Source organism: Janthinobacterium sp. PSRC1-1 (assembly GCF_049897525.1).
GTDB classification, from domain to species: Bacteria; Pseudomonadota; Gammaproteobacteria; order Burkholderiales; family Burkholderiaceae_D; genus Janthinobacterium; species Janthinobacterium tructae.
Genome location: NZ_JAFCWK010000001.1, coordinates 300,507 through 326,036, shown reverse-complemented (window position 1 = coordinate 326,036; position 25,530 = coordinate 300,507). Strand labels below are relative to the sequence as shown.

Here is a 25,530-nt window from a genome sequence, read left to right as displayed (position 1 = left end):
CAATTAGTTTTTATGATAGACGACCAGGGGCACGCCACAGCGGCAAGGCCTCGACGGCGCGCTCGAGATCGTCCATCTCATCCGCGCCCAGGGTGGTGTCGAACGCTGCGGACAGGATGCTGCGCATCCGCGCCAGGCGCGTCGTCGCTTGCTCCTCGTCGATGAAGCGCGTCGTTTCCGCGCAATACTGCGCGCGGCGCAAGGCATCGGCGCCGTCATCGTCGCCGTTGGGATAATAATGGCGGCCGATGTGATGCAGCGACTGCAGCAGCAATTCGATCTCGCGCAGGATGCGCAGCGCATCCTCGCCGGACAGCACGATGCGGCGGTTGGCGGGCAGCAGGGACGACGGCGCGGCCGGACTATTCAAAATTTTCATCGGTCAGGAAGGCATAGCCGTCATCGATCAGCATGTGCAGATAGGCGTCGAAGCTGTCGGCGATGACCAGGTAGCTATCGGGATCGTGCAGGAAGCGCACCACCTGCCCCACCTTGCCCGACGCCGCGGGCGTGAAATCGATATACAGCCGCGACGAGCCGCCATTGTTCATGCAATGCGAAAAACACAGGCGCTCGCCCTGCCGGACCCCGGCGTCGATGCGGGCGTCGACAATGCCGGGATCGTCGTCCAGGTAATGACCATAGATCTCGGCGATGCTGCGCTGGTTCGCCTGCCCATCCTTGAGGATCTGTTCGACCGAACTCAGGTAATACGGATACTCGAACACGTCCGAGCCCAGCATGTACACCAGCACCCTGCCGCCGGCATAGTCCTGATAATAGGTGCCGTTGTACTGGCCCAGCAAGCGCAGCAGGCTGTCCGGGCACAGTGGATACGTTTGGCGCAGGCTGGCCAGTTGCGCCGCGCTGGCGCCGCTGGCCAGGGCCAGCTCCGCCAGCGGCGCCGGCGGCAAGGCCTGGCGCAAGCCGGCTAAATAGTGGTCGACGATGTTCATGGCCGAAATATAGCAGTTGCCGGCACGCGGCAGGCGCACGCTAACGCGACGGGGCCAGATGAGCACCGGGCGCGAAACGCACGGCGATCAGCAATAACACCACCACGCCAGCGGCCATCACCATCCACGCCTGGGCCAGGCTGGACGAGTGCTGGCGGATCAGGCCGGCAATGAAGGGCATGCTGCTGGCGATGATGTAGCCGCCGCCCTGCACGAATCCCAGCAGCGCGCCGGCGCCGGTCGGCTCCGTCACGTGGTCCATGCTGACGATCAGCGACAGGGGGAACAGGGAACCGATGCCGCAGCCCAGCAGGATCACGGCGGGCAGCGCCAGTTGCGCCGGCGCCACGATCAGGCAAGCCAGGCCGCCCAGCACGGACAGCAAGACGGCCAGCAGCAGGATGCGGCGGTCGGGGAAGCGGTGGATGACGCTGGAAATCACCAGTCCCGCCAGCACTTCCACCAGGGTCAAGCCACCGAGCAGCAAGCCGCTGTCGGCCGCGCTCCAGCCCAGTTCCGTGTAAAACGGCGGCAGCCAGGCCAGCACCAGCGTGTAGGCGCCCGTGCCGATGCCGAAAAACACCATCAGCAGCCAGGCGCGGCCACTGCCCACGGGCAGGCTGGCGCCCGCCCCGCTGGCCACGTCCACGTGCGCAGCGGCAGCGCGGCGCCACAGCAGGGCGGCGGCCACGGCAGGCAGCGCCCACAAGGCCAGCAGCGCGTTCCAGCCCCAGCTTTGCGCCAGCGGTGAAGCGGACGCGGCGGCAATGGCCGCGCCACCCATGATGCCGGTCGTATACAACCCCATCAATTGCCCGGCCCGTTCGGGAAAATGGCGCTTGATGAAGGCTGGCAGCAAGGCTTGCACCAGTGCGATGCCCAGGCCGCCCAGGGCTGCCGTGGCGATCAGGCCGCCGCTGCCATGCAAGGGCCAGCGCAGCGCGCAGGCGGCAGCGATGATGGCGATGCCGATACCGATGCCGCGCGCCACGCCCAGCCGGCGCTGCAGCTGCGCACCGGCCAGCGCGCACACGCCCATGGCGAACACGGGCACGGTGGTCAGCAAGCCCGCGTCGGCATTGCTGATGCCCGTGCTGGCCTGGATGCTGTCGAGCAAAGGGCCGATGGCGGCCAGGATGGGCCGCAGGTTCAAGCCCAGCAGGATGATGGCGGCCACCAGCAGGGCCGGGGAAGCGGAAGAAGAAGGGGACGCGGCAGGTCGTGTGGAAGGCATGGGATAGTCCTTGCCTCGCTGGGAGGCACATGGTTTAATGCGTCATCAACTATGACTCGATGAAAAGTATCTTAACACAAAGATAGAAATCTATCTTGAGGTCGAGATACATGCATACCCATGACAACTACCCTGCAAGAACACACGCGCGCGCAATTTGCCGCAGCACAATGGCAGCGCGAATTACCGCAGATGGATACGCATGCCATGCAACTGGTGGGCCAGCTGGGCACGGTGGCGCAGCTGATGGCGCGCGACTGGCTCAACCCGCTGTTTGCCGAACATGGCTTGCAACCGGGCGAATTCGACGTGCTGGCCACCTTGCGCCGCTCGGGCGCGCCCTACAGCTTGATGCCGACGGCCCTGTACGAGGCGGCCATGCTGTCCTCGGGCGGCATGACCAACCGCATCGACCGGCTGGAAGCGGCAGGCCTGATCGAACGCCAGAAGCACCCGACGGACCGGCGCGGCGTGCTGGTGGCCCTGACGCCGAAGGGATTGGCACTGATTGACAAGCTGGTGTTGCTGCACGTGGAGAACGAACGCGCCATGCTCTCGGCTTTGAACTCGGACGAGCAGCGCCAGCTCGACGCATTGCTGGCCAAGCTGCTGCAGGGCATGGCGCAGGCGAAGAAAGTTTAAGTTTAGGAAAGCAGCTGCGCCAGCTCGCGCAGCGCCGCATTGCCGCGCCGCGCCAGGCGCTGCAGTTCGGCAGGGTCGCGGCTGTCGTACAGGGCCTGGACATGGCCCACGCTGGCCGCGCGCAAGTCGATATCGCTGTCGCGGTCGGGAAGCTGGGCGTCGGCCACGTGGCCCTCGACCAGGGTCAGATAGTAATGACGGGGATTGCCGCGCAAATTGGCGGCAAACTGCAGCACCAGGCCACTGTCGAACAACAGGGCGCCGCTGCGTCCTCCCTGTTCCAGCAGCACGCGAAACGCCGGCAAGGGCTGCCGCGCCGCGCGCAGGAAACCGGCAAGGTGCACCTGGTAACCGAGGTCCAGGCCATTCGCGCCCAGCTGACCGCGCTGCAGATACGCCTTGAACGACGCCTGCACCGATCGCTTGCCCCTGCGGAACAGACGCTCGTCCTCGTACAGGCACAGCTGGCCGCCGTCGCTGATGGCGTCGAAGCCCCACGCCACCAGTTCCTGCGCCTCGAAGGAGGCCAGGCCGACGGCTTGCGGGTCGCGCAGCCAGCCGTGGTCGAGCCAGGATTGCAGCAGATCGTGAATATCGAGAATGGGCATGGCAGGTTGCTCGGCAGTGGAAAAGACCCGTATTGTAGGCCAGCCTATAATAGCCGGGCCACACCATCACTCAACGCACAGACTACGCCATGGCCCCACACGACGCGCTTTCCGAATTCGACCTGATCAAACACTATTTCGTGCGCCAGCGCCCCGGCCGCGCCACCCTGGGCATCGGCGACGATTGCGCGCTGATGACGCCAGCGGCGGGCAAGCAGATCGCCATCTCGTCGGACATGCTGGTCGAGGACCGGCACTTCTTTGCCGGCGCCGACGCCCGCATGCTCGGGCATAAAAGCCTGGCCGTGAACCTGTCCGACCTGGCCGCCATGGGCGCGCGCCCCGTGGCATTTACTTTGGCGCTGGCGCTGCCGCAAGCCGAGCGCGCCTGGCTGGCCGGCTTTGCCGAAGGCCTGTTTGCGCTGGCCGACGCGTTTAATTGCGAACTGATCGGCGGCGACACCACCAAGGGGCCTTTGAATATCTGCATCACCGTATTCGGCGAACTGGCGCCGGACCAGGCCCTGCGCCGCAGCGCGGCCGTGGCGGGTGACGATATCTGGGTCAGCGGCACGCTGGGCGACGCGCGCCTGGCGCTGGCCGGCTACCGCGTGGAACAGGAGCTGGCGCCAGCCGACCTGCTGATGGCTGGTGCGCGCATGCACACGCCCTCGCCGCGCGTGGCGCTCGGTTGCGCGCTGGCCGAAGCGGGCCTGGCGCATGCGGCCATCGACATTTCCGACGGCCTGGTGGGAGACCTGGGGCACATCTTGAAAGCGTCGCAAGTGGGCGCCACACTCGACGTCGACGCCCTGCCTGCCGGCCCCGTGCTGGCGCGGCAAGACATGCAGCTACGCCGCCGCTACACGGCCGCCGGCGGCGACGACTACGAGCTGTGCTTCACGGCGCCGGCTTCCTCGCGCGAGGCCATCGCCGCGCTGGCGGCCAGCTGCGGCACGCCCGTCACGCGGGTCGGACGCATCGATGCCCAATCAGGCTTGCGGCTGGTCGATGCCAAGGAACAGCCGCTGGATCTGGCCTTGAGTTCTTTCGACCACTTCAGCGAGTAACAGATTGATGTTACTGCGAGATTTATGTTACTGCGCGTCGCTTGCCGCTTCCATTGCAATGTGTCCAGCAAAAGATGTAATGAAATTCTTCAGGCCTGTCAGCTGGGAAAGCTCTACGTACGCTCCACTATCAATAGCATCCCTTGGCGTAGCGATGACTGACGCAGCTGTGTAGAGCTGTTCTTGTACCAGGCGCTGACACAATACATCATATCGTTTCAGATAAGAGGCGCCTTGAAACTCTGCGAAAACAGGGAAGTGTAGCGATTTGTCCCGCACTGGCGAGCGCGATTTTGGTGCATCCTCGACAACCATCAGCCACCCTACAAAGGGTTTGGGTTGCAGTCCAAAGGCATTTTCTCGATAGGCTGTCCAGATATCGTGAGCTGTCCCTATTGCCTCTTCAGTCCGATTATTGAAATTATTTCCAAATGAAGGCCCAACCTGGCTCTTTAATTCAATGGCAGCGATAAGGCGTTTTTTATGAATGACCAGGAGATCCCATTTTTTGGTTGGGCGAAAGTAACCTGGCAGCGTCACCAGGGAAGAGGCTTGATGGATTTCGGCATGAGATAGTCCGTTAGCGTTCACCAAATCCAGGATAAGCGACACAAAACCATCAAGATTCTTACCGCCAGTCACACCCGCGCGCTCACCCTGATCAATTACACCCGCCTCGACCTGTTTCTGCCTGGCCTTCTCCCGGTTCCCCCAAAATGCCTTAATTGCATCTGCCGATTTTTGTTGATAATTTGCAAGGTCAAGAGCCATAATTTCTCAGTCAAAGAGCAAGGGCAAAACGTTCCTGCTCGGTTAGCAAATAAAGATCTGCGGTAACTTCGTTACATGCTTCAAAGTTCAATTCTGTAGCAGCGTTGATTAAACGCTCTCTCATTGGAGCGGATACACTCTCCCAACGAGGCAAACGTATCCTGCGTAGATATTGCGCTTGAAACCTCAAATATCCGCCTCGCATTTTTGTGGAATAAGTAGCTATGAATAAGCGTGCCACATTCGATAAAAGTACTGCTTGCAACGCTTTCAAATCCCATGTATCCGACACAATAAAATACAAATTGTGATGGGGGTAGAGGCGACCTTCTTCAAATGCCACTTGAGCATCTCCCCGTATATCCGGAATAAGGAGTTTGGGGCGATGAGATAATGATGGAGTAATGCGGTCAATTGTTCTGTACCAACTTCCAGGATTTTTTTTCGCTACATGCCTGCCAAGGATTTGCTCTCGATGATTGTCGAGATAACGACGAAGCTTTGGATATTTATCGAGATCAACCAGTCCCCCCTCATCGTTAAACGGATTAATCACACCAAAGCCGCGCCAAACAACATGACCGCTCGCTAAATCCTTGGCCATAGCCAAAGGAAGTTTTCTATCCACTTCGACATCCAGTTCATCAAATTTCCCGATGAAAACCTTGTCTGCCCCAGTAGCAACACCGATTCCCACTTTGCAGCCAACCTCCTCAAGTGCAGGATAAGACTCCTCAAGTCGGCGAATGAGTAACGTTTTATCCGACGAATCAAGTATCCATGGAGCACTACCCGAGACAATTCCAACTATTTCTCTGACTAGGTCACTCACTTCGCCTTGATCGCAGAAAGCAAGTGCCAGACTCCGCAAGAACTTCTCATTCAGTTCCGGCCGCTCCGCAATGCGGGTAGGGCCAGGGCGATTTCTCGCAATAACAGTGATAGCCGGGTATGCGCTCACTTCCGAATGAAACGCATCCGCATCCACCATATCTACGTACGCACGCAATTGAAAACCATTCGATACCATAGCCCTCAGTGGCCCACCGTACTTATTCTTCATCCAGCGATCAGAGCAGATAAAACTCAACTGCCCCCTATCCTTTAACAGGTAAAGTGAACGTTCGATGAAAGGAATATACAAGTCAGCTCTATCGTAGAGTGTTGTGAAGCGACGGCGGTACTCTTCAAGCAAAGGTCCGGGAATGAGCTCCTGTCGCACGTAAGGGGGATTGCCAACTATGACGTCAAACTCCGGACGAAGCTCTTCCAAAAGATAGTCGCCCTGCACGAGCCATATACCGGCAATACGGGTCGCTTCATCTTTGTGAAAACTGGAGCTTTCCAGCAAAGCAATAATTTTATTTTTGGTAACAATATAGCTTTCAGCGTGCAACTCGACCGCCTGGATGCAATGATCAATCGAGCCAATATCCTCGCCAGCCTGCAAACCACGATGACGCGCTGCCAGCAGCCGCTCGATTGCTGGCAGAAGAAAATCCCCATCACCGAAAGATGGCTCCAGAAGAGACATCGTGTAGAGATCAAGATTAGCTGTGTAGCCGACAAGGTCGAGAATAAAGTCGACCACGACCCGCCGCGTAAAAATGGCACCTCGTTCGTCGATACTCCGAGCATCACTTGTTCCGTGAAACATCGCTGTGCTTGCCCCAAAGCCGGAAAGGGAGAGTTGCTGTTGGGAATTTTTACGTTGATGTACAAGTGTCATATATTGAAGCGAACCGATCAGAGCATGCCAGAAAACAGCAGAAGGCAAACGTCGATTCTAACAGCCGAACGGCTCACCCCGAACGCTATCAGAATGCAAGAATGAGGAAAATTGGATTTTAGACATCTATAATTAACAAGCCCCTATCCCGGTCTCAAATGTTCGTGATGATGTCACCTCTAACGCACCGCCGCCCGCGCCAGCCCCGGCTGGTTCACCATCCAGTAGTGCTGGAAGGCCAGGCGGATGTTGTCGCGCAGCTGGGTGTCGTCCCACGGCTTCGTATAAAAACGGTAAATGGCGCCCCGGTTGATCGAGTCGAGCACCGCTTCGAGGCCCGTGTAGCCGGACAGGATGATACGGATGGTTTCCGGGTACAGCTCTTTGACTTTGCTCAAGAATTCCGTGCCGCTCATGCTGGGCATGCGCTGGTCGCAGACGATCACGTGGACCCTGTGCAGGGCCAGCATTTCGAAGCCTTCGGCCGGCGTGCTGGCCGTGAGAATCTGGTAGCCCTCGGGGCGGAACAGGCGGTGCAGCGAGGACAGCACGTTGACGTCGTCGTCGACGATGAGCAGGGTTTGCGCCGGCTGGGCGGCGGGATCGTGGCCAGGCGGCAGGCCCGCGCCGGCGGCGATCATCTGCCCCAGTTCCAGCGCCGGCAGGGCGCGGCTGAAATAAAAGCCCTGGATCTCGTCGCAGCGGTTACGCCGCAGGTATTCGAGCTGCGGGCGCGATTCCACGCCCTCGGCCACCACGCTCAGTTTCAGACTGTGCGCCATGCTGACGATGGCCAGCGCGATGGCCGCGTCATTCGGGTTGCTGGTGATGTTGCGCACGAAGGCGATGTCGATTTTCAGCTTGTCGATGGGGAAACGCTGCAAATACGCGAGGCTCGAGTAGCCGGTGCCGAAATCGTCGATGGCCACCTTGACGCCGATTTTCTTCAATTTGCCCAGCACGACGATGGTGCGCTCGGCGTTCGACATCAGCGCCGTTTCCGTCAGCTCCAGTTCCAGCAGTTCCGGCGCCACGCCATACTGCGCCAGCGCGCGCGTCACTTCGCCTTCCAGGTCGCCTTCGGCAAACTGGCGGCTCGACACATTCACGGCCACGCGCACAGGCCCCACCTCGCTGTCGCGCCACTCGGCGATCTGGCGGCAGGCGGCCTGGATCACCCAGGCGCCCACGCGCACGATCAGGCCCGTGTCTTCCAGCACCGGCACGAATTCGGCCGGCGTCACCAGGCCGTAGCCGGGACGGCGCCAGCGCAGCAGCGCTTCCACGCCGCTGATGCGGCCCGTGCGCAAGTCCACCTTCGGCTGGTAGTAGAGGATGAACTGCTCGTGTTCGAGCGCATGGCGCAACGCCAGTTCCAGGTCCAGGCGCGCCAGCACCTGCACGTTCATGCCGGCCGTGAAAAAGCGGTAGCCGTCGCGCCCCGCCTGCTTGGCGCCGCCCATGGCCGTATTCGCGTATTTGATCAGCGTTTCCGGGTCGGTGGCGTCGTCCGGATACATGGCGATGCCGATGCTGGCCGTCAGGGTGGCCGCGTGGCCGCGCAAGTCGAACGGCGCGCGCAAGGCTTCGCGCACCTGGTTCGCTACCGCCACGGCTTCCTGCTGGTTGCGGCTCATAGTGAGTATCAGTGCGAATTCATCGTTGCCCAGGCGCCCCACCGTGTCGCGCAGGCGCACGCATTCGACCAGGCGGTTGCTGAACTGGCGCAGCAGCTCGTCGCCCAGCGCCGCGCCCAGCGTGTCGTTGATGCTTTTGAAGCGGTCGAGCGCGATGAACAGCACCACGATGCGCCAGCTTTTTTCCTGCGCCAGTTCGACGGCCTGGGCCAGCGTCTGGTAGAACAGGCTGCGGTTCGGCAGCCCCGTCAAGCCATCGTAGTGGGCCAGGTGCTTCAGGCGCTCCTGCGCCTGGCGCCGCTCGCTGATGTCGCGCGCCACGGCGATCAGCAGCAGGCCGCCCGTGGACGGCCCGCCCGCCACGGGCGCCTGCGCATACCAGTGCCAGCCCAGTTCCACGGGCACCGGGCTCAGGTCGCGCCGCAGCAGTTCGCATTCCGTCACGTCCGTGGCCAGGTGGGCCGTGCCGCCCGGCAGCGCGGCCAGGGGCGGGGCCGGCGGCGACGGCAGCAAGGTGCCTGGCGCCAGCGCCAGCAGTTCGGCGCGCGCATAGCCGAGCAGGCGGCATGCGCCGTCGTTGACGTCGACCAGGGTCATGCCCAGCACGTCGACCAGGAAGATGGCGTCGGTGGCGGCGTCCATGGCGCCGCGAAAGCGCTGCAGTTCGGCCGTGCGCTGGCCCACCGTGCGTTCGAGCAAGGTGTTGTAGTGACGCGCGGCGCGGTGCAGCAGCCGCACTTCGAGCATGTTGCGGATGCGCGTGAGCACTTCGAGCGCGTCGAAGGGCTTGCTGATGAAGTCGCGCGCGCCCGCTTCCAGCGCCGCCAGCTTGGCGTCCGGGTCGGCGGCGATCACCAGCACGGGCAGGTAGCCTTCCAGTTCCAGCGGACGCAAGGCATCCATCACGTCGTAGCCGCTCATGCCGGGCATCACCAGGTCGAGGATGATCAGGTCAAACTGGTGGCGCTGGTGCAGTCCGGCCACGGCGTGCGCGTCGAGGGTGCTGCTGATGGCCGAGTAGCCGCCGCTGCCCAGCAAATGCTCGAGCAGGCGCAGATTGACGTCCTGGTCGTCGACGATGAGAATTTTCGCCGCATAGATATCGGCCTGGCTGATCATGGCGCGCCTGCTCCCTTTTGCCGGCGCTGCTGCGCCACATAGGCCAGGGTGCTGTTGATCGCCTCGGTAAATTCATCGAGGTTGATCGGCTTGGTCAGATAGCGATAAAAGCCCAGCGCCATGCTGCGCTCGACGTCGCCCGGCATGGCGTTGGCCGTCAGGGCGATGACGGGGATGTGCGCCGTGCGCGGATCGGCGCGCAGCAGTTTCAGCGCATCCGTGCCGTTCACATGCGGCAGGTTGATATCCATCAAGATCAGCTGCGGCAAATGCGTGCGCGCCATCTCCACGCCCAGGCGGCCATCGGTTGCCGTCAGCAGCTGCAATTGCGGGCAGTAGCGCACGATTTCCTCGACCAGGATCAGGTTGGCGGGATTGTCTTCCACGTACAGCAAGGTGACGGGGGCGCTGTGCTCGAGCAGCGCGCCGGCCAGGTCCGGCAGCGGCAAGGCCGCAGCGGCGGGAATGGGCACGGCGTCGACCACGCGCAGCTCGATCCAGAAGGTGCTGCCCTCGCCCGGCGCGCTGGAGACGCCGATGCTGCCATCCATCAGTTCCACCAGGCGCTTGGTGACCACCAGGCCGATGCCGCTGCCTTCTTCCGTGCCGCCCTCCTGCCCCAGCCGGTTGAAGGGCTGGAACAGCAGCGCCAGTTGTTCGGCATCGAGACCCACGCCCGTGTCGCGCACGCTGATGCGCACGCGTCCGCCCGCCTGCGGCGCGCACTCGATGGCCACCTGCCCCTGCTCGCGGTTGTACTTGAGCGCATTCGACAGCAGGTTCAACAGAATTTGCTTGAGGCGCGTGCGGTCGGCCAGCACGTTGAGGGGGCAGGCATCGGGGAAGGCCATGCCGATGCCGCGCTGGCTGGCCAGCGGCGCGATCATGTCGCGGCATTCCTGCAAGATGACGTCCAGGCCCACCGGTTCCAGTGACAGGCTGACCGTGCCCGACTCGACCTTTGCCAGGTCGAGGATTTCATTGATCAAGGTCAACAAATGGCGCCCCGATTTGAGGATATGGCCGGCGAATTCCTTCTTTTGCTCCAGGGTCGACGGCAGGCGGTCGGAACTGAGGATTTGCGCGAAGCCCAGGATGGCGTTGAGCGGCGTGCGCAATTCATGGCTCATCGACGACAGGAAGGCCGACTTGGCATAGTTGGCGCTGCGCGCCTCTTCCATCGCCATGGCCAGTTCGCCATTCGTCATTTCCAGCTGCATCGTGCGCTCGTGCACGCGCACTTCCAGTTCCTGGTTCAGGCGCATGACTTCCTGCTGCGCCTCGGTGCGCTGCTCGCCCTCGCGCGCCAGTTCGCCGTTCGAGCGTTCCAGCGCGTGCGTGCGCAGCTCGATCTCGGCCAGCATCTTGTTGAAGGAATCAACCAGCTGCGCCACCTCGTCGTCGCTGAGCTTGCGCGCGCGGCGCGAGTAGTCGCCCGTCTCGATCACTTCGCGCGCCACGTCGGCGATATCGAGGATGGGCTGCGTGATGACGAAATCGAGGCGGCGCAGCAGCAGCAAGGCCACCAGCAGCGCCAGCACCGTCACGCCCAGCGCGATGGCCAGGTAATCGGCCGTGCGGCCGGACAGCTCATAATCGGCGCGCAGATACACGGTGCCCAGCAGCTCGCCATTGTCGACGATGGGCTTGAACAACTCCACCGAGCTGCCGGCGATGCTTTCGCCTTCCTTGCCCACCTTCGCCGGCAGCGCGCCCACGCGCTCGTTCGCGCGGTAGCTGGCAAACAGGCTGCCATCGGCCTTGTACAGGGCGCCGGCCGTCACGCGCGGGCGGATGCGCATCAGGTTGAGGTTTTCCTGCGCCAGGCGTTCGTCGTCGAAGGCCAGCGCGGCCGAACTCATGTGCCCGAGCAGCTCGGCCTGGGTACTGATATCGGCCACCAGGTTGCGGTGATAGGCGCGCAAGTCGTAGACGACGATGGTGCCCAGCGAAATGACGAGCGCCACCAGGCTGGTCAGCAAGACCACCGACATCAGCTTGTGGCGGATGGAACGCAGTCGCAGCATGGTCAGGCGCCCCCCGTCTGCACGCGATAGGCCGCCAACAGCATGCGCGCGCTGATGCGGATATGCGCCTGCGCCACGGGTTTCAGGGCCACGTCGAAGCGCACCTTGTCTTCGGCCATCACAAAATTGATCATGCTGCCCATCGCGTAGACCTCATCCGAATCGGACACCGTCAACAACGCCAGGCCACGGCTGGCGGCCAGCATCTCCTGCAGCGCCGTTTTTTCCAGCGCGCCCAGGTACAGCACGTGCAGCCCGGCCAGCGCTTCGCCGCGGCGCACTTTTTTCACTTGCACGGCGCGGCCATTGACGCTGTGCCCTGCCACGCTCTGTTCGAGCTGCTCGGCCAGCGCATCGGCGCCCGCCACGCCGATCACCAGCGGCGAGTCGGGCCGGACAAAACTGCCGTCTGGCCACTCGACATAACCGGCAAACTTGTACAGATACCCGGCCTTGACCTGGCGTTCCAGCTCGCCCGGCACCTGCGCCCGCGCGTCGGCGCACAGCACGCCCAGGAGCAGCAATAGCCAGCCCAAGCGCAGGGAGTGGCGGCCGGCGCCGCGCACGGGGCGGCGCAGGGGGCCAGGATGACGCCACCAGGAGCAGTTCAGAATTGCCATGACTACCGAGTAAAGAGAATGCATACGAAGGCGCGGCACCATGCCGCTTGCCGGTTCGGGCGATGCACACCAGGGTGGCACAGCGACAGAGCGCCTGCCGGCCCAAAGTGGTAGCAAATGTATAAAAGAGTGTACGCATTTTCGCTGTGACCGGGGAAAGTTTCTTTTACCGTTGACCATGCTACAGTCTCGCCACCCTTACCACCGCATGCAGGAGTCCTCCATGAGCAACGCACTCGCCCCCCTCTCCACCGCCGTCGGCCTGGCCTTGCAGGCGAAGGGCCTGCTGCTGGCCACGGCCGAATCGTGCACGGGCGGCGGCGTGGCCCAGGCCGTCACCGACATCAGCGGGTCGAGCGCCTGGTTCGAACGGGGCTTCGTCACCTATTCCAACGGGGCCAAAAGCAGCATGCTGGGCGTGCCCGCCGAGCTGATCGCCGCACACGGCGCCGTCAGCGAGGAAGTGGCCGCCGCCATGGCGCAGGGAACGCTGGCGCACAGCGAGGCCCAGGTGGCCGTCTCGACCACCGGCATCGCCGGCCCTACGGGCGGCGTGCCCGGCAAGCCCGTCGGCACCGTCTGCTTCGGCTGGGCCATGGATGGTCGCGTACAAACAGAGCGCCGAGTATTCGCCGGCGACCGGCAAGCCGTGCGCGAGCAGGCCGTCCTCCATGCGCTGCAGGGGCTCTTGCGCTTTATCCAGTAGCGTCGGCGATGCAGGCGCGGTCGCGGCCCGCCTGCTTGGCCGCATACAGGGCGCTGTCGGCGCGCAGCAGCAAGTCGTGGCGGCCGGCGCCATGGCGCGGATACTCGGCGATGCCGGCCGAAAAGGTGCAGCCGGTCAAGCTGTGTGGCGCCTGGCGGATCAGCAACTGGCGGTAGCGGGCGGCGATATCGTCGATCTTGTGCGCGGCGATGACGCTGTCGGCTTCGCGCAACAGCAGGCAGAATTCCTCGCCGCCATAGCGGCACACCATGTCGCTGCCGCGCAGCTGGCTCTCGACCAGGCGCGCGAACTGGATCAGCACCTCATCGCCAAAGTTGTGCCCATACGTATCGTTGACGCGCTTGAAGAAATCGAGGTCGATGATGGCAATGGCCACCGGCGCATCCGCATCGGCCGCGTGCAAAATGGCGTTCAGGCAGGTTTCAAAATGGCGGCGGTTGTACAGGCCCGTCAGGTGGTCGCGCATGGCCTGTTCCTTCAGGCTGTCCTGCAGCGAATTGACGTGCAGGATCTGGTGCGCCAGCTCGCGGTTCAGGTGCTCGAGCTTGACGTTTTCCGACTCGCGCGCCGCCTGCAGCTCCAGCGCCTTGTCGCGCTCGGCTTTCAGGCTGTGCATTTCCTTTTCCAGGTTGCGCATCAGGCTGCGCGAGGCGCGCGCCGACTTGCTGCTGGCCTCGTAGGCGGCCTGGTATTGCTGCAAGAAACCATAGGCAATGTGCCATTCGCCCAGCTGGGCATTGATCTCGGCCAACCCCCGCAAAATCTGCTGCTGGTGAAACGGATTGCGCGTCCAGCTCAGCAGGCTGTGCGCCTGCGTCAGCGAGGCCAGCGCCTGCGCCGTCTGGCCCGCGTGCAGGTCCAGCTTGCCGCGCACCAGCCACGCATGCATCTGCTCTTCCAGGTCCTGGCCGCGGCGTGCATAGTCCTCGGCGCGCAGCAGCAGTTGCAAGGCGTCCTCGGGCTGGCGCAGCAGGATGGCGGCGTGCGCGGCAACGCAGAATAAAAAGGCGCGCACGGCCAGGTCTTCTTCCTGCCACGCGTAAAACGGTTCCACCAGTGCCAGCGCCTCGGCCGGCTTGCCCGTCGCCAATAAACACATGGCCAGGTTGGCCGAGACGATGGTTTGCTGGTATTTGAGCTTTTGCGTGCCGATGATCTCGAGCGCCTCGACCAGCAGGGGGATGGCGTCTTCATCGTTGCCCAGGTCATGCTGCGACGACGCCAGATTCGACAGGCTGTTGACCCGGTGCGCGGGGCTGCCGAAACGTTCGGCGATGTCGAGCGCCAGCAAAAAATTGCGCGGGCCGTCTTGCGTATCGCCACGGTTCAGGGCGTCGACGCCCAGGCGCGCATACAGCATGAACTTGTGCAGCGAGTCGGGTATCTGCGCGGCCAGGCTGCGCGCTTGCAGGAAATGCTGCTCGGCATCGGCAAAGTCGCCGCGCCGGCTCGCATACGCGCCCTGCAGGGCCGCCACTTCCATGCCCCCTTCCAGGTCGCCGCTGTGCTGGAAATACGCGCGCAGGCGCGCGCACGACGGTTCGGCCTCGCCAGCGTAATACGCCAGCCAGCAATGATTCAGTTCCGCATACGCGCCGCCGCGCGCATACTGTTGTCGTTGCGCCGCCGTCAGCGCCATCTGCGCCAGCCGCCGCGCCTGGCGGCGGTTGCCGACCAGGCAAGACAGGGATTGCTGATTCAAACGGTCAATGTCGGCTTTATCGAGACTGGAGATCGGCACTGCGTCCTCGTTCACACTCTGGGGGTGGATTTTTCACACAAAACTTGCTCTATATCAATGGTATCCTGATTAACATCATAACCAGATTCGCTGTTCCGCATGGCATATTCGCAAACGATTGTGGTAAAAATGCCAGTCGTGGCCTGGCCTGGCGCCAGCGCCGCTGTCACGAATCTTTGATTGTCACTGACGCAACAACTTGGAGTAGTCGCAATGCAAAACACGGTACATTTCATCCTGCAGGGCAAGGGCGGCATCGGCAAGACCCTGGTATCGACCCTGCTGGCCCAATGGATAGGCGGCAAGGACGACACGCCCTTGCGCTGCTATGACACCGATCAGGAAAACGCCACGTTCTCGCGCTACAAGGCGATGCAGGTCAAGCACGTGCCCGTGATGACGGATGCGCGCAACATCGACCCGAAACGCTTTGACGCGCTGATGATCGACATCCTCGACACGGACGGCAACTGCGTGATCGACAATGGCGCGAATACCTTTTCGCCGCTGATGGGCTATCTGCTGGAAAACGATTGTTTCTCGCTGCTGGAAGAATCGGGCCGCAAGGTGTACATCCACACCATCGTCGGCGGCGGCGACACCTTGCACGATACGGCCACGGGTTTTGTCGCCACGGCGCAAGCGACGACAGTGCCGCTGGTACTGTGGCAAAACGAACACTTCGGCCTGCTGCAATCGGCGTCCGGCAAGCAGTTTATCGAATCGCAGTCGTATGCCGACAACCGCGCGCGCGTCAAGGGCAGCATCACCTTGAGCCAGCGCAATCCCGACACCTTCGGCGCGGATGTCAAGAAAATGAATACGGCACGCCTGACGATGCAGGAAGTAATGCAGAACGACAAATTCAACATCATGGAAAAACAGCGCATCAAGGTCGTCTACCGCGACATCTTCGAACAACTCGACAAGGTGCAGTGGTAGATGGACCAGCACAAACTGCGCAGCCATGTGTTCGACAAAACGGGCATCAAGATCGACGTCGATGACCCGATATTCGCCCTGGTGGCGCTGAACGAAGCGGTGCTGGCGGAAACCGTCGAGCGCCAGCTGGCCCTGCTGGACGCCGCCACGCAGGCGCTGGCGGCGCAGGCGCGCGCGGCGGGCGGCTTGCCTGAGCTGCCGCCCGCGTCCTTGGCCAGCCTGGCCAGCCCTGCCGATAATGCGGCGGCGCCCACCGCCGGCTTTACGCCGCGCGAATGGCGTTTGCTGGGCGCGGCCGCCATCGTCTCCGTCGCTTGCGCGCTGCTGGTGCTGGGCGGCGCGGCCCTGCTGTATAAACTGTAGCACCGAGCGTAGCACTGTCGCGCTGCGCCAGCCACGAGCCAAGCGCAGCGTCTTCCCCCCACCCTAGCCTGGAAGCATGCATGAAACCGATCAAATTGCTGGCCATACCCGCCCTGTTGCTGTCGCTGTACGGCGCCCCCCTGAGCCTGGCCCACGCCGCCGCTGCGGCCGCCGCGACGGCAGGCACGAGCGTGCCAAATGTTGCGTACGAAAAATACACGCTGCCGAATGGCCTCGACGTGATCCTCGTGGAAGACCATAAATTGCCCGTCACGGCCGTCAATGTCTGGTATCACGTGGGTCCGGCCAATGAAGCGCCGGGCCTGACGGGCTTTGCGCACTTGTTCGAGCACATGATGTTTGCCGCCACCAAGCACGTGCCGCGCGGCATGGCCGACCAGTTGCTGGAAGGCGCGGGCGCCACCGATTCGAACGGCAGCACGGATTTCGACCGCACCAATTATTTCGACACGGTGCCGTCGAACCAGCTGGAACTGGCCTTGTGGGCCCATTCCGACCGCATGGGCTATCTGCTGGACGTGCTCGACCAGACGGCGCTGACGAACCAGCAGGACGTGGTGCGCAACGAACGCCGCCAGAGCGTGGAAAACGCACCATATGGCATCGTGCAGGAAGCCCTGTATCACCAGCTGTTCCCGAAGACCCACCCGTATTACGCCAGCGTCATCGGTTCCCACGCGGACATCCAGAACGCGAAGCTGGCCGATATCAAGGAATTCTTTACCAAGTACTATGGTCCCAACAACGCCAGCCTGGTGATCGCCGGCGACATCGACAAGGCGAAGACCAGGCAACTGGTCAACAAATACTTCGGCAGCTTCAAGAGCGGCCCGGCCGTGCCGAAACCCGATGTCGTGACGCCGCCCATCACGCAGGAACGCCGCATCGTGGTGCAGGACCGGGTCGAGTTGCCGCGCGTCTTCATGGCCTGGCTGACGCCGTCCGCCTACGCCAAGGATGATGCGGAACTGTCGATGGCCGCGCACATCCTGGCCGGCGGCAAGTCCAGCCGCCTGTATAAATCGCTGGTGTACGACAAGCAGATCGCGCAGGACGTGGGCGCGAACCAGAGCTCGAACGCCCTCACCTCGGTGTTTACCATCGACGTGACGGCGCGCCCCGGCCATCAGCCCGAAGAAATCGAGCAAGCCATGCAGGCGGAGCTGGAGCAATTGCGCGCCAAGGGGCCCAGCGAGAAGGAAATCGAACGGGCCCGCAACAGCATCGAGACGAGCATGCTGAGCCAGGTGGAAAAAGTGGGCGGCAACGCCAACCTGATGAACCAGTACAACCAGTACCTGGGCGACCCCGGCTACCTGGCTAAGGATATCGAACGCTACCGCCAGGTGACGGCGGCCGGCGTGCAGCGCGCCGTCGACACCTACCTGACAAACCAGGCGCGCGTGGTCGTGTATGGCGTGCCTGGCACGCCGGACCTGGGCGCGGAAGTGGCGACGCCGGCGCCGGGCAAGGTCAAGGCGGCGCCGGGCACGGCCATCAATACGGACGAGCCGTGGCGTAACAAGGTGCCGGCCGCCGGTCCCGCACCGAAGATCGTGCTGCCGCAAGCGACGTCCTTCACGCTGAGCAATGGCTTGACCGTGATCCACAATTACAACCCGGCCGTGCCACTGATTTCCAGCCAGCTGGTGGTGAAAAGCGGTTCCGGCGCCAATCCGCTGGCGCAGCCGGGCTTATCCAGCTTTACGGCGCAATTGCTGCAGGAAGGGACCAGTACGCGCAGCGCGCCGCAGATCGCCGATGATGTGGCGCAACTCGGTGCCTTCCTGGGCACGGGCTCCGGTGCGGATGCCTCGTTCGCCCAGCTGACGTCGCTGAAAACCACCTTCCCGCAAGCGCTCGACGTGCTGGCCGACGTGGTGCAGCACCCGCAATTCCCCTCGGCCGAGGTGGAACGCCAGCGCGCCAGCCGCATCGGCGAACTGGCGCAGCAGCGCGAAAACGCGGGGGCCGTGGCGGCCCGCGTGGAAGCGGCCGCCCTGTATGGCCCGCAACATCCGTACGGCTTTATCCAGCTGGGCACGGAAACGGCCCTGAAAGCCACCAGCCGCGCCGACCTGCAGGCGTTCTGGCAACAGCATTACGTGCCCAACAATGCGGCCCTGATCGTCTCGGGCGACATCGGCGCCGCGGAATTGAAAGCGCTGGCCGAAGCGAAGTTCGGCAGCTGGAAGGCCGGTACGGTGGCGCCTTCAGTGACAGCGGCGCCGGTCACGACAAAAGCCAGGCTGATCCTCGTCGACAAACCGGGCGCGCCGCAGACGGCCGTACGCCTGTCGACCATCGCCGTGGCCCGCACGACGCCCGATTATGCGCCGCTGCAAGTGATGAATGCGGCACTGGGCGGCTTGTTTACGAGTCGGCTGAGCAATAATCTGCGCGAAGAAAAGGGTTACACGTATGGCGTGCGCTCGCAATTCCAGTACCGCAGCCTGCCAGGTCCATTCTCGATTGCCGCCGGCGTGCGCACGGACGTGACGGGTCCGGCCGTGTCGGAAACCTTCAAGGAAATCCGCGCCATGATCGCCAAGCCGTTGACGGCCAAGGAATTGTCGAATGCGCGCAATTCGCAGGTGCTGTCGCTGCCGGGCCAGTTCGAGACGAATGCCAGCATCAGCGCCAGCATGGCCAACACGTATATCTACGGCCTGGGCCTCGACTACTACGCGACCCTGCCGCAGCGCTTTGCGGGCGTGACGGACAAGCAGGTGCAACAGGTGGCGAAGAAATACCTGCAGCCGGAAAAGCTGATCGTCATCGGCGTGGGCGACAAGGCGAAGATCGCCCCGCAATTGTCGAAGCTAAAACTGGCGCCCGTGGAATTGCGCGATGCCGAGGGTAACCTCAAGGAGGGTAACGCCAAGTAAGACTAGCGGCGCTTGAACAGCGCCAGCTTGTCGATGAACGCCGCCACGGCCACACCGGCCGTGTAGGCGATCAAGTCGGCCCAGCCGAAGGTGGAGCCGAGCACCAGGTGCCCCAGCGGATGCGCACGCAACTCGACGAGCCACGGCGCCTGGACCAGCTGGCCGAATTCCACGGCAAAGCAGATCAGCAAGGACCACGATGCCAGCTGCCACGTGCGCATGCGCGTGGCGAGGGCGCCCAGCGCAAAGACGATCATCATGGCCCACAGGGCGTCGCCCGGATATTTGCCGAGCGTGACGGGAAGAAATTGGGGATAAGCACGCGAGGCCAGGCCCAGCGCGATGACAGCCACGGTTGCGCCCACCTGCAGCAGGCGGCGGCGTTCAGGTTTTACCAGGAACATATTTCCATTCAAAGACACAATTCGGACCGAACCATTGCGGCCCGTCCGATATTGTACTGCGCCTGCCCTGCCTGCCTGGCGCCTATTTCGCCATGGCAAGTTCAACCGGCAACCTTGCGCTGCGCCGGTCAAGCGGGGCCACCTGCGCAGCCCCGCCGGACGGATAGGTTCTCAGTCGCCCAAGCCCGCATACAGCGCCGTGCTCAGGTAGCGCTCGCCAAACGACGGGATGATGGTGACGATGGTCTTGCCCGCGTTTTCCGGGCGGCGCGCCACTTGCAGGGCGGCCCACAGGGCGGCGCCCGACGAGATGCCGACCAATAAACCTTCATCGCTGGCGGCCAGGCGCGCCGTGGCGAACGCATCGTCGTTCTTCACGCAGATGATTTCGTCGTAGATGGCCGTGTTCAAAATCTGCGGCACGAAACCGGCGCCGATGCCCTGGATCGGGTGCGGCCCTTTGGTGCCTTTCGACAGCATCGGCGACGCTTCCGGTTCCACGGCAATCACTTGCAGACCGGGCTTGCGTTCCTTCAGCACTTCGCCGATGCCGGTAATCGTGCCGCCCGTGCCCACGCCGGCGACGACGATATCGACTTGTCCATCCGTGTCGCGCCAGATTTCCTCGGCTGTCGTGGCGCGGTGGATGGCGGGATTGGCCGGATTGTTAAATTGCTGCAGCATCAGGTAGCGCGGCTCGGCCGCGACCATTTCCTCGGCCTTGCGGATGGCGCCCAGCATGCCTTCGCTGCCCGGTGTAAGCACCAGCTCGGCGCCGTAGGCGCGCAGCAGGATGCGCCGTTCGCGGCTCATGGTGTCGGGCATGACGAGGGTGCAACGGTAGCCGCGCGCGGCGCAGACCATGGCCAGCGCGATGCCCGTGTTGCCACTGGTAGGCTCGACGATGACGGTATCGGCATGGATCTTGCCGGCCGCTTCGGCCGCAACGATCATGGACAGACCGATGCGGTCCTTGACGCTGTGCGCGGGATTATAGAATTCGAGTTTGGCCAGGATGGTGGCCACACTGCCGGCGGCGATGCGGTTGATGCGCACCAGGGGAGTGTTGCCGATCAGTTCAGTGACGTCGTTGGCGATGTTCATGGAAGGAATCTCCGCTATTTCAAGAAACCCCAGTCTACCGCTTTTAGCGGCAGCGCGAGCATGCGCCGCCGCCAAACGGAACAATTACTTAACGTCCAGCAATTCCACGTCGAAGATCAGTGCCGAGTTCGGCGGAATGTCGCCATTGCCGGCGCCGCGCGGGCCGTAGGCCAGTTCGCCTGGAATGATCAGGGTGCGCTTGCCGCCCACTTTCATGCCGGCCACGCCCTGATCCCAGCCCTTGATGACCATGCCCTTGCCGAGCGGGAAGTCAAACGGGCCACGGCCCACGGAGCTGTCGAACTTCTTGCCGCGCGAATCTTTCGCCAGGGGACGATACAGCCAGCCCGTGTAGTGCACGGTGACGTTATTGCCGGCGGACGCTTCCTTGCCGGTGCCGACCTTGTTGTCGATCACGATCAGTTTATCGGCGACAGGGCCGGGGCTCAGCGAGACGGCGGAGGCGGGGACAGGCGCTGGCGCCTGTGCCTGCGCCAGCGACGCGGCGACGGAGCAGATCAGGGCAAACAAAACGGAGCTACGCGTCATGATGGTTTCTTTCAGTGAGTTTCGGTAAGATCCCTGCAGTCCAGATAGCGCAGGGACAACAATAATAGCAAACCGCTGCCCGAAGTTGAAAACCCTGTCACAAGACTTACACTTTCCACGCCCGCTGCTGGCACGCAAGAAGAACTGGCGCTGCCGGCATGGACTTAGAGGTCCGGCAAGGCTGAGGCAACAGGCTGGCGCAAGCTTTTCAGTGCATGGGCGGCCGCCACCATGCCGAAGCTGGCCGTCACCACCACGCTGGAACCGAAACCCGCACAGTTCAGGCCCGTGACGCCGGCCGGCGCGCTGCCATCGATGGCGCATGCTTCGGCGCTCTCGGGCGTGCTCAGCGGCTCCATGGAAAACACGGCGTCGACGTTGAATTTGTTTTTCACGCCACGCGGAAAACCATATTCGGTACGCAACAGTTTGCGGACACGCTTGAGCAGCGGCTCCTGCTCCGTTTTCGACAAATCGCGCACGGCGATCAGGGTCGGGTCCGTCTGCCCGCCCGCGCTGCCGATGGTCAGCATGGGAATGTTGCGCGCACGGCAATACGCGATCACGGCCGCCTTGGCCTTGGCATTGTCGATGGCGTCGACCAGGTAGTCGAAATCGCGCCCGCCCAGCAACTGCTCCAGGTTATCGGGGGCAATAAAATCCTCGATCTGCGTCACCTGGCACAAGGGGTTGATCAGCTCGATGCGTTCGGCCAGGGCCGTGATCTTGGCCTTGCCGATGGTGTCGCTCATGGCCTGGATCTGGCGATTGATGTTCGATTCGGCAACATTATCGAGGTCGATCAGGGTCAGGCGGCCGATGGCGCTGCGCGCCAGCGCTTCGACGATCCAGGAACCGACGCCGCCCACGCCGATCACACACACATGGGCGGCGCGGAAGCGGGCCAAAGCGGGGGCGCCGTACAGGCGGGCAATGCCGCCGAAACGCCGGTCAAAATCGATCTCGGTCAAGTCCATGGAAATTAGTTCATTGGTGGAGGTATGCATGGCGCCATTTTAACGGACACTGCGCTGGCAGATATTCTAAAATAGCCGAATTGACACAGCGACAAGCCGCACTGTCGCCATGCCCCCACACCGCCCACCACGAGAACTCGCCATGACCGCTCCCCTGTTCGACTCCGTTCCCGGCTTTGACCAGCCCATCGCCGTGCTCAAGCATTGCCACGACAAGATCCGCAAGCAGCTGACGACCTTGCAAAACCTGCTGGGCCACCTGGGACAGAACGGCAACACGCCGGAAGCGCAGCAGGCGGCCAAGGCGGTGTTGCAATACTTCAATAAAGCTGCCCATCTGCACCATGCTGATGAAGAGCAAGACCTGATGCCCATGCTGCAGGCGACGGCCACGGGCGAGGACGCGGCCCTGCTGGCCACCCTGGTGCCGGACATCCTGGCCGACCACCAGCGCATGGACCAGGCCTGGCTGACCCTGCGCCCGGAACTGGACGCCATCGCCGCCGGTACGGACTCGCAGCTGTCGCATGATGGCGTGCGCGACTATATCGCCGCCTACCAGGCCCATATGGCCAAGGAAGAAGGACAACTGGCACCGATGGCCAAGCGCCTGTTCAGCGCGCAGCAGATGGAGCAGCTGGGCACGGCCATGCAGCGCCGCCGCGGCATCGCGCCCGATGCGCCGGAAGCGCCGGCAGTGCCGGACGCGGCCGCCGTGCTGGCAGCCATGCGCACCGATTACGTGCAATCGAGCCTGAGCGAGACGGATGTGCTGGCAGATCCCATCGCCATGTTCCAGAAATGGTTTGCCGAAGCCGTCAAGGCCCAGGTGATGGAGCCGAACGCGATGGACTTGTCCACCGTCACTCCCGATGGCAAGCCCAGCTCGCGCATCGTGCTAATCAAGCAGTTCGACGAGCGTGGCTTTACCTGGTACACGAATTACCACAGCGACAAGGGCCAGCAGCTCGATCACAATCCCAACGCCGCCCTGCTGTTCTTCTGGCGCGAGCTGGAGCGGCAAGTGCGCATCGAAGGCACGGTGGTGAAAACCACGGCGGCCGAGAGCGACGAGTATTTCAATGTGCGCCCCCTGCAAAGCCGCTTGTCGGCGATTGCCTCGCAGCAAAGCGCCCCCATCGATAGCCGTGCCACGCTCGAAAGCCATTACGAAGCGGTGGCCGCCGCCCTCGGCGACGCCCAGCCGCCGCGTCCGGCCCACTGGGGCGGCTACCGTCTGCAGCCGGAGCGCATCGAATTCTGGCAGGGACGCCGTTCGCGCTTCCACGACCGCATCGTGTTTACGCGCGGTGCTGACGGGCAATGGAGCATGCAACGCTTGCAACCCTGAGCAAGCTGGTCAAGGCGGCGCAAAGCAAGCTGGTCAATATACGTGTAGGCTATGAGGGTAGAAGTTACTAAATGACATTGTTTCTCAATTTGCGGCTGCCACGGCGGCCGCTGCATTGGAGGCCATTTTGTTTATACAAAACCAACTCAAGTCCTGGATCGCCGGCATCCGCAGCAAGACCGCCTTGCCGCTGCGCATAGAATTGTGGAACGGCCAGCATGTCGATCTGTCCAGCGAAGCGCCCAGAGTCACGATCCGCCTGCCGACCGTCGCCTCGGCCCGCTATCTGCTGAACCCCTCGCTGGCCAATCTGGGCTCGGCCTACGTGGAAGGCAATATCGAGGTCAAGGGCACGGCGATGGACATGATTGCCATCTGCAATGCCCTGGCCCGTAACACCTTGAAGCCGGAAGGCAAGCTGGCCCGCATCGTGCGCAGCTTTACGCACGACAAGAGCAAAGACGCCGAAGCCATCCGCTACCACTACGACGTGTCGAACGCGTTTTATGAACAGTTTCTCGACCCCGCTCTCGTATATTCCTGTGCCTATTTCGAACATGGCGATGAAACGCTGGCGCAGGCGCAAGTCAAGAAGATCGACCATATCCTGAAGAAAATCCAGCTGCAGCCGGGCCAGACCCTGCTCGACATCGGCTGCGGCTGGGGCGCGCTCGTCATGCGTGCAGCACAGCAATATGGCGCCCGCTGCGTGGGCGTGACCCTGTCGGAAAACCAGTATGCGCTGGCGCGCCAGCGCGTGGCGGCAGCCGGCCTGGCGCACTTGATCGAGATCCGCCTGCAAGACTACCGCGACGTGACGGGCCAGTTCGACCGCATCACCAGCGTGGGCATGTTCGAGCACGTGGGTTTGAAACATTTACCCGACTACTTTTCCATCATCCACAAGCTGCTGGCGCCGGACGGCATGGCGATGAACCACGGCATCACCTCGACCGACCCGGAGAATGGCGAAACGCCGTACGGGGGCGGCGAATTCATCGAGAAATATGTGTTTCCGCACGGCGAGCTGGCGCACATCGGCAATGTACTGAAAACCATGCAGCAAGGGGGACTGGAAGTGCTCGACGTGGAAAACCTGCGGCGCCACTATGCGCGCACCTGCGCCCTGTGGACGGAGAACTTCGAAGCCAACGCCGAGCAGATTCGCCCGCTGGCGGGCGAGCGGCGCTTCCGCATCTGGCACGTCTACCTGGCCGGCTGCGCCTATGCCTTCGAGCAAGATTTGATCAGCCTGTACCAGATCGTCTGCGTGAAGGCAGGCCGGCGTTCCTCCACGCTACCCTGGTCGCGCAACTACATGTATGCGCACGATGCCAGACCCGCGCCGACGCTCACGCCCTGACAGGCGCGCGCGGCGCCGGGGACTGCCTCACTTCAGACGCCCCGCATACATGGCGCGGAATTTCTCTACCTTGGGCGCGACGACGAGGGCGCAATAGCCCTGCAAGGGATGCTGCGCGACGTAATTCTGGTGGTAATCCTCGGCCGGGTAAAAGGTGCTTGCCGGCACCAGCTGCGTGACGATGGGCGCATCCCACACGCCGGCCATCTCGGCCAGCACCTTGCGCGCCACGCTCTCCTGTTCGGCCGACTGGTAAAAGATGACAGAGCGATATTGCGTGCCGACATCATTGCCCTGGCGATTCAGGGTGGTGGGGTCGTGCAGCGTGAAAAACATTTCCAGCAAATCGTGGTAGGCGATGACGGCGGGATCGAATTCCAGGCGCACCACTTCCGCGTGGCCCGTATCGCCCGTGCATACCTGTTCATATGTGGGATCGGGCACGCTGCCGCCCGTGTAGCCGGATGTGACGTGCGTCACGCCGCGCACTTGCGCGTACACGGCAGCGAGGCACCAAAAACAGCCGCCGCCCAATACCGCCACTTCCATTTCCGCACGCATCTTGTACTCCCTTCTCCCAATGGGCCATGAAGGCAATAATGCTATTTAAATTACTATAAACCAAACCGCCAGCGGCTGCATTGCAGCCTGCATGCTGCGGGCTGATAAGGCAATCGCATGGAACAT

At 62.7% G+C, this 25,530-nt stretch carries 23 protein-coding genes; 8 read left to right on the top strand and 15 right to left on the bottom strand.

The window, feature by feature from the left end:
• Positions 1 to 10: 10 nt before the first annotated feature.
• From ACP7DW_RS01480 to ACP7DW_RS01470, 3 genes are read right to left on the bottom strand one after another with little or no spacing between them, the layout of a single operon-like run.
• Positions 11 to 370, bottom strand: coding sequence for a hypothetical protein (locus ACP7DW_RS01480; RefSeq protein ID WP_426085186.1), 360 nt, complete (start codon positions 368 to 370; stop codon positions 11 to 13).
• Positions 363 to 995 (bottom strand): SMI1/KNR4 family protein, encoded by a 633-nt coding sequence (locus ACP7DW_RS01475; RefSeq protein ID WP_426053694.1) that lies wholly within the window; start codon positions 993 to 995, stop codon positions 363 to 365. Before ACP7DW_RS01475 ends, ACP7DW_RS01480 begins: the two co-directional genes overlap by 8 nt.
• A gap of 1 nt (position 996) precedes the next feature.
• On the bottom strand, positions 997 to 2,190 hold the full coding sequence (locus tag ACP7DW_RS01470) for an MFS transporter (RefSeq protein ID WP_426053695.1): 1,194 nt from the start codon (positions 2,188 to 2,190) through the stop codon (positions 997 to 999).
• A 120-nt stretch (positions 2,191 to 2,310) separates the two neighbouring features.
• On the opposite strand from ACP7DW_RS01470, the gene ACP7DW_RS01465 reads away from it, so the two are divergent.
• The gene (locus ACP7DW_RS01465) at positions 2,311 to 2,832 is read left to right on the top strand and encodes a MarR family winged helix-turn-helix transcriptional regulator (RefSeq protein WP_426053696.1); all 522 of its coding nucleotides are present in this window, start codon (positions 2,311 to 2,313) and stop codon (positions 2,830 to 2,832) included.
• Positions 2,833 to 2,834: 2 nt separating this feature from the next.
• On the opposite strand, the gene ACP7DW_RS01460 is transcribed toward ACP7DW_RS01465, so the two are convergent.
• Complete coding sequence (locus ACP7DW_RS01460; protein WP_426053697.1) at positions 2,835 to 3,440, bottom strand: hypothetical protein; 606 nt, start codon at positions 3,438 to 3,440, stop codon at positions 2,835 to 2,837.
• Between the two features lie 89 nt (positions 3,441 to 3,529).
• Between ACP7DW_RS01460 and thiL the strand changes: the two genes are divergently transcribed.
• Complete coding sequence (thiL, locus tag ACP7DW_RS01455; protein WP_426053698.1) at positions 3,530 to 4,510, top strand: thiamine-phosphate kinase; 981 nt, start codon at positions 3,530 to 3,532, stop codon at positions 4,508 to 4,510.
• A gap of 27 nt (positions 4,511 to 4,537) precedes the next feature.
• Here the strand turns inward: thiL and ACP7DW_RS01450 are convergent, their stop codons facing one another.
• From ACP7DW_RS01450 to ACP7DW_RS01430, 5 genes are all read right to left on the bottom strand, one after another.
• The gene (locus ACP7DW_RS01450) at positions 4,538 to 5,281 is read right to left on the bottom strand and encodes a PaeR7I family type II restriction endonuclease (RefSeq protein ID WP_426053699.1); all 744 of its coding nucleotides are present in this window, start codon (positions 5,279 to 5,281) and stop codon (positions 4,538 to 4,540) included.
• Between the two features lie 10 nt (positions 5,282 to 5,291).
• Entirely contained in the window at positions 5,292 to 7,058 is a 1,767-nt protein-coding gene (locus ACP7DW_RS01445) for an Eco57I restriction-modification methylase domain-containing protein (RefSeq protein ID WP_426053700.1), read from the bottom strand.
• Between the two features lie 131 nt (positions 7,059 to 7,189).
• Positions 7,190 to 9,766, bottom strand: coding sequence for an EAL domain-containing protein (locus ACP7DW_RS01440; protein ID WP_426053701.1), 2,577 nt, complete (start codon positions 9,764 to 9,766; stop codon positions 7,190 to 7,192).
• Positions 9,763 to 11,793, bottom strand: coding sequence for an ATP-binding protein (locus ACP7DW_RS01435; RefSeq protein WP_426053702.1), 2,031 nt, complete (start codon positions 11,791 to 11,793; stop codon positions 9,763 to 9,765). The genes ACP7DW_RS01440 and ACP7DW_RS01435 overlap by 4 nt, the downstream gene beginning before the upstream one ends.
• A 2-nt stretch (positions 11,794 to 11,795) precedes the next feature.
• Positions 11,796 to 12,413 (bottom strand): YfiR family protein, encoded by a 618-nt coding sequence (locus ACP7DW_RS01430; protein ID WP_426053703.1) that lies wholly within the window; start codon positions 12,411 to 12,413, stop codon positions 11,796 to 11,798.
• Between the two features lie 223 nt (positions 12,414 to 12,636).
• Between ACP7DW_RS01430 and ACP7DW_RS01425 the strand changes: the two genes are divergently transcribed.
• Positions 12,637 to 13,119, top strand: a complete 483-nt coding sequence (locus ACP7DW_RS01425) for a CinA family protein (protein ID WP_426053704.1) — start codon at positions 12,637 to 12,639, stop codon at positions 13,117 to 13,119.
• Here the strand turns inward: ACP7DW_RS01425 and ACP7DW_RS01420 are convergent.
• Positions 13,109 to 14,881, bottom strand: coding sequence for a diguanylate cyclase (locus tag ACP7DW_RS01420; protein WP_426053705.1), 1,773 nt, complete (start codon positions 14,879 to 14,881; stop codon positions 13,109 to 13,111). The genes ACP7DW_RS01425 and ACP7DW_RS01420 overlap by 11 nt on opposite strands.
• Positions 14,882 to 15,094: 213 nt before the next feature.
• Between ACP7DW_RS01420 and ACP7DW_RS01415 the strand changes: the two genes are divergently transcribed.
• The 3 genes from ACP7DW_RS01415 to ACP7DW_RS01405 all read left to right on the top strand — a co-directional run bounded on the left by ACP7DW_RS01415 (position 15,095) and on the right by ACP7DW_RS01405 (position 19,095).
• Entirely contained in the window at positions 15,095 to 15,823 is a 729-nt protein-coding gene (locus ACP7DW_RS01415; RefSeq protein ID WP_298402498.1) for a hypothetical protein, read from the top strand.
• Positions 15,824 to 16,186 (top strand): hypothetical protein, encoded by a 363-nt coding sequence (locus ACP7DW_RS01410; protein ID WP_426053706.1) that lies wholly within the window; start codon positions 15,824 to 15,826, stop codon positions 16,184 to 16,186.
• Between the two features lie 80 nt (positions 16,187 to 16,266).
• A complete protein-coding gene (locus ACP7DW_RS01405) occupies positions 16,267 to 19,095 on the top strand; it encodes a M16 family metallopeptidase (protein WP_426053707.1) in 2,829 nt (942 codons plus the stop codon).
• A 2-nt stretch (positions 19,096 to 19,097) separates the two neighbouring features.
• On the opposite strand, the gene ACP7DW_RS01400 is transcribed toward ACP7DW_RS01405, so the two are convergent.
• The 4 genes from ACP7DW_RS01400 to ACP7DW_RS01385 form a co-directional block, all read right to left on the bottom strand.
• The gene (locus ACP7DW_RS01400; protein WP_426053708.1) at positions 19,098 to 19,499 is read right to left on the bottom strand and encodes a DUF2809 domain-containing protein; all 402 of its coding nucleotides are present in this window, start codon (positions 19,497 to 19,499) and stop codon (positions 19,098 to 19,100) included.
• Between the two features lie 171 nt (positions 19,500 to 19,670).
• On the bottom strand, positions 19,671 to 20,603 hold the full coding sequence (gene cysK / locus ACP7DW_RS01395; RefSeq protein WP_298402506.1) for a cysteine synthase A: 933 nt from the start codon (positions 20,601 to 20,603) through the stop codon (positions 19,671 to 19,673).
• An 84-nt stretch (positions 20,604 to 20,687) separates the two neighbouring features.
• Entirely contained in the window at positions 20,688 to 21,152 is a 465-nt protein-coding gene (locus ACP7DW_RS01390) for an FKBP-type peptidyl-prolyl cis-trans isomerase (protein ID WP_096237983.1), read from the bottom strand.
• A 164-nt stretch (positions 21,153 to 21,316) separates the two neighbouring features.
• Complete coding sequence (locus ACP7DW_RS01385) at positions 21,317 to 22,159, bottom strand: tRNA threonylcarbamoyladenosine dehydratase (RefSeq protein WP_426053709.1); 843 nt, start codon at positions 22,157 to 22,159, stop codon at positions 21,317 to 21,319.
• A gap of 112 nt (positions 22,160 to 22,271) precedes the next feature.
• On the opposite strand from ACP7DW_RS01385, the gene pdxH reads away from it, so the two are divergent.
• Together pdxH and ACP7DW_RS01375 are read left to right on the top strand one after the other, a co-directional pair.
• The gene (gene pdxH, locus ACP7DW_RS01380; RefSeq protein ID WP_426053710.1) at positions 22,272 to 23,480 is read left to right on the top strand and encodes a pyridoxamine 5'-phosphate oxidase; all 1,209 of its coding nucleotides are present in this window, start codon (positions 22,272 to 22,274) and stop codon (positions 23,478 to 23,480) included.
• A 127-nt stretch (positions 23,481 to 23,607) separates the two neighbouring features.
• Positions 23,608 to 24,843 (top strand): class I SAM-dependent methyltransferase, encoded by a 1,236-nt coding sequence (locus tag ACP7DW_RS01375; RefSeq protein WP_426053711.1) that lies wholly within the window; start codon positions 23,608 to 23,610, stop codon positions 24,841 to 24,843.
• A 27-nt stretch (positions 24,844 to 24,870) separates the two neighbouring features.
• Here ACP7DW_RS01375 and msrA read toward each other — a convergent pair whose 3' ends face one another.
• Positions 24,871 to 25,404: a peptide-methionine (S)-S-oxide reductase MsrA gene (msrA, locus tag ACP7DW_RS01370; RefSeq protein WP_426053712.1), complete on the bottom strand. Its 534-nt coding sequence runs from the start codon at positions 25,402 to 25,404 to the stop codon at positions 24,871 to 24,873.
• Positions 25,405 to 25,530 lie beyond the last annotated feature (126 nt).

Excerpts from the sequence above, each read along its gene's own strand:
- ACP7DW_RS01470 (WP_426053695.1), bottom strand. The coding sequence starts at position 2,190 with ATGCCTTCCACACGACCTGCCGCGTCCCCTTCTTCTTCCGCTTCCCCG.
- ACP7DW_RS01465 (WP_426053696.1), top strand. The coding sequence starts at position 2,311 with ATGACAACTACCCTGCAAGAACACACGCGCGCGCAATTTGCCGCAGCA.
- ACP7DW_RS01460 (WP_426053697.1), bottom strand. The coding sequence starts at position 3,440 with ATGCCCATTCTCGATATTCACGATCTGCTGCAATCCTGGCTCGACCAC.
- thiL (WP_426053698.1), top strand. The coding sequence starts at position 3,530 with ATGGCCCCACACGACGCGCTTTCCGAATTCGACCTGATCAAACACTAT.
- ACP7DW_RS01450 (WP_426053699.1), bottom strand. The coding sequence starts at position 5,281 with ATGGCTCTTGACCTTGCAAATTATCAACAAAAATCGGCAGATGCAATT.
- ACP7DW_RS01440 (WP_426053701.1), bottom strand. The coding sequence starts at position 9,766 with ATGATCAGCCAGGCCGATATCTATGCGGCGAAAATTCTCATCGTCGAC.
- ACP7DW_RS01435 (WP_426053702.1), bottom strand. The coding sequence starts at position 11,793 with ATGCTGCGACTGCGTTCCATCCGCCACAAGCTGATGTCGGTGGTCTTG.
- ACP7DW_RS01430 (WP_426053703.1), bottom strand. The coding sequence starts at position 12,413 with ATGGCAATTCTGAACTGCTCCTGGTGGCGTCATCCTGGCCCCCTGCGC.
- ACP7DW_RS01425 (WP_426053704.1), top strand. The coding sequence starts at position 12,637 with ATGAGCAACGCACTCGCCCCCCTCTCCACCGCCGTCGGCCTGGCCTTG.
- ACP7DW_RS01415 (WP_298402498.1), top strand. The coding sequence starts at position 15,095 with ATGCAAAACACGGTACATTTCATCCTGCAGGGCAAGGGCGGCATCGGC.
- ACP7DW_RS01410 (WP_426053706.1), top strand. The coding sequence starts at position 15,824 with ATGGACCAGCACAAACTGCGCAGCCATGTGTTCGACAAAACGGGCATC.
- ACP7DW_RS01405 (WP_426053707.1), top strand. The coding sequence starts at position 16,267 with ATGAAACCGATCAAATTGCTGGCCATACCCGCCCTGTTGCTGTCGCTG.
- ACP7DW_RS01400 (WP_426053708.1), bottom strand. The coding sequence starts at position 19,499 with ATGTTCCTGGTAAAACCTGAACGCCGCCGCCTGCTGCAGGTGGGCGCA.
- cysK (WP_298402506.1), bottom strand. The coding sequence starts at position 20,603 with ATGAACATCGCCAACGACGTCACTGAACTGATCGGCAACACTCCCCTG.
- ACP7DW_RS01390 (WP_096237983.1), bottom strand. The coding sequence starts at position 21,152 with ATGACGCGTAGCTCCGTTTTGTTTGCCCTGATCTGCTCCGTCGCCGCG.
- ACP7DW_RS01385 (WP_426053709.1), bottom strand. The coding sequence starts at position 22,159 with ATGCATACCTCCACCAATGAACTAATTTCCATGGACTTGACCGAGATC.
- pdxH (WP_426053710.1), top strand. The coding sequence starts at position 22,272 with ATGACCGCTCCCCTGTTCGACTCCGTTCCCGGCTTTGACCAGCCCATC.
- msrA (WP_426053712.1), bottom strand. The coding sequence starts at position 25,404 with ATGCGTGCGGAAATGGAAGTGGCGGTATTGGGCGGCGGCTGTTTTTGG.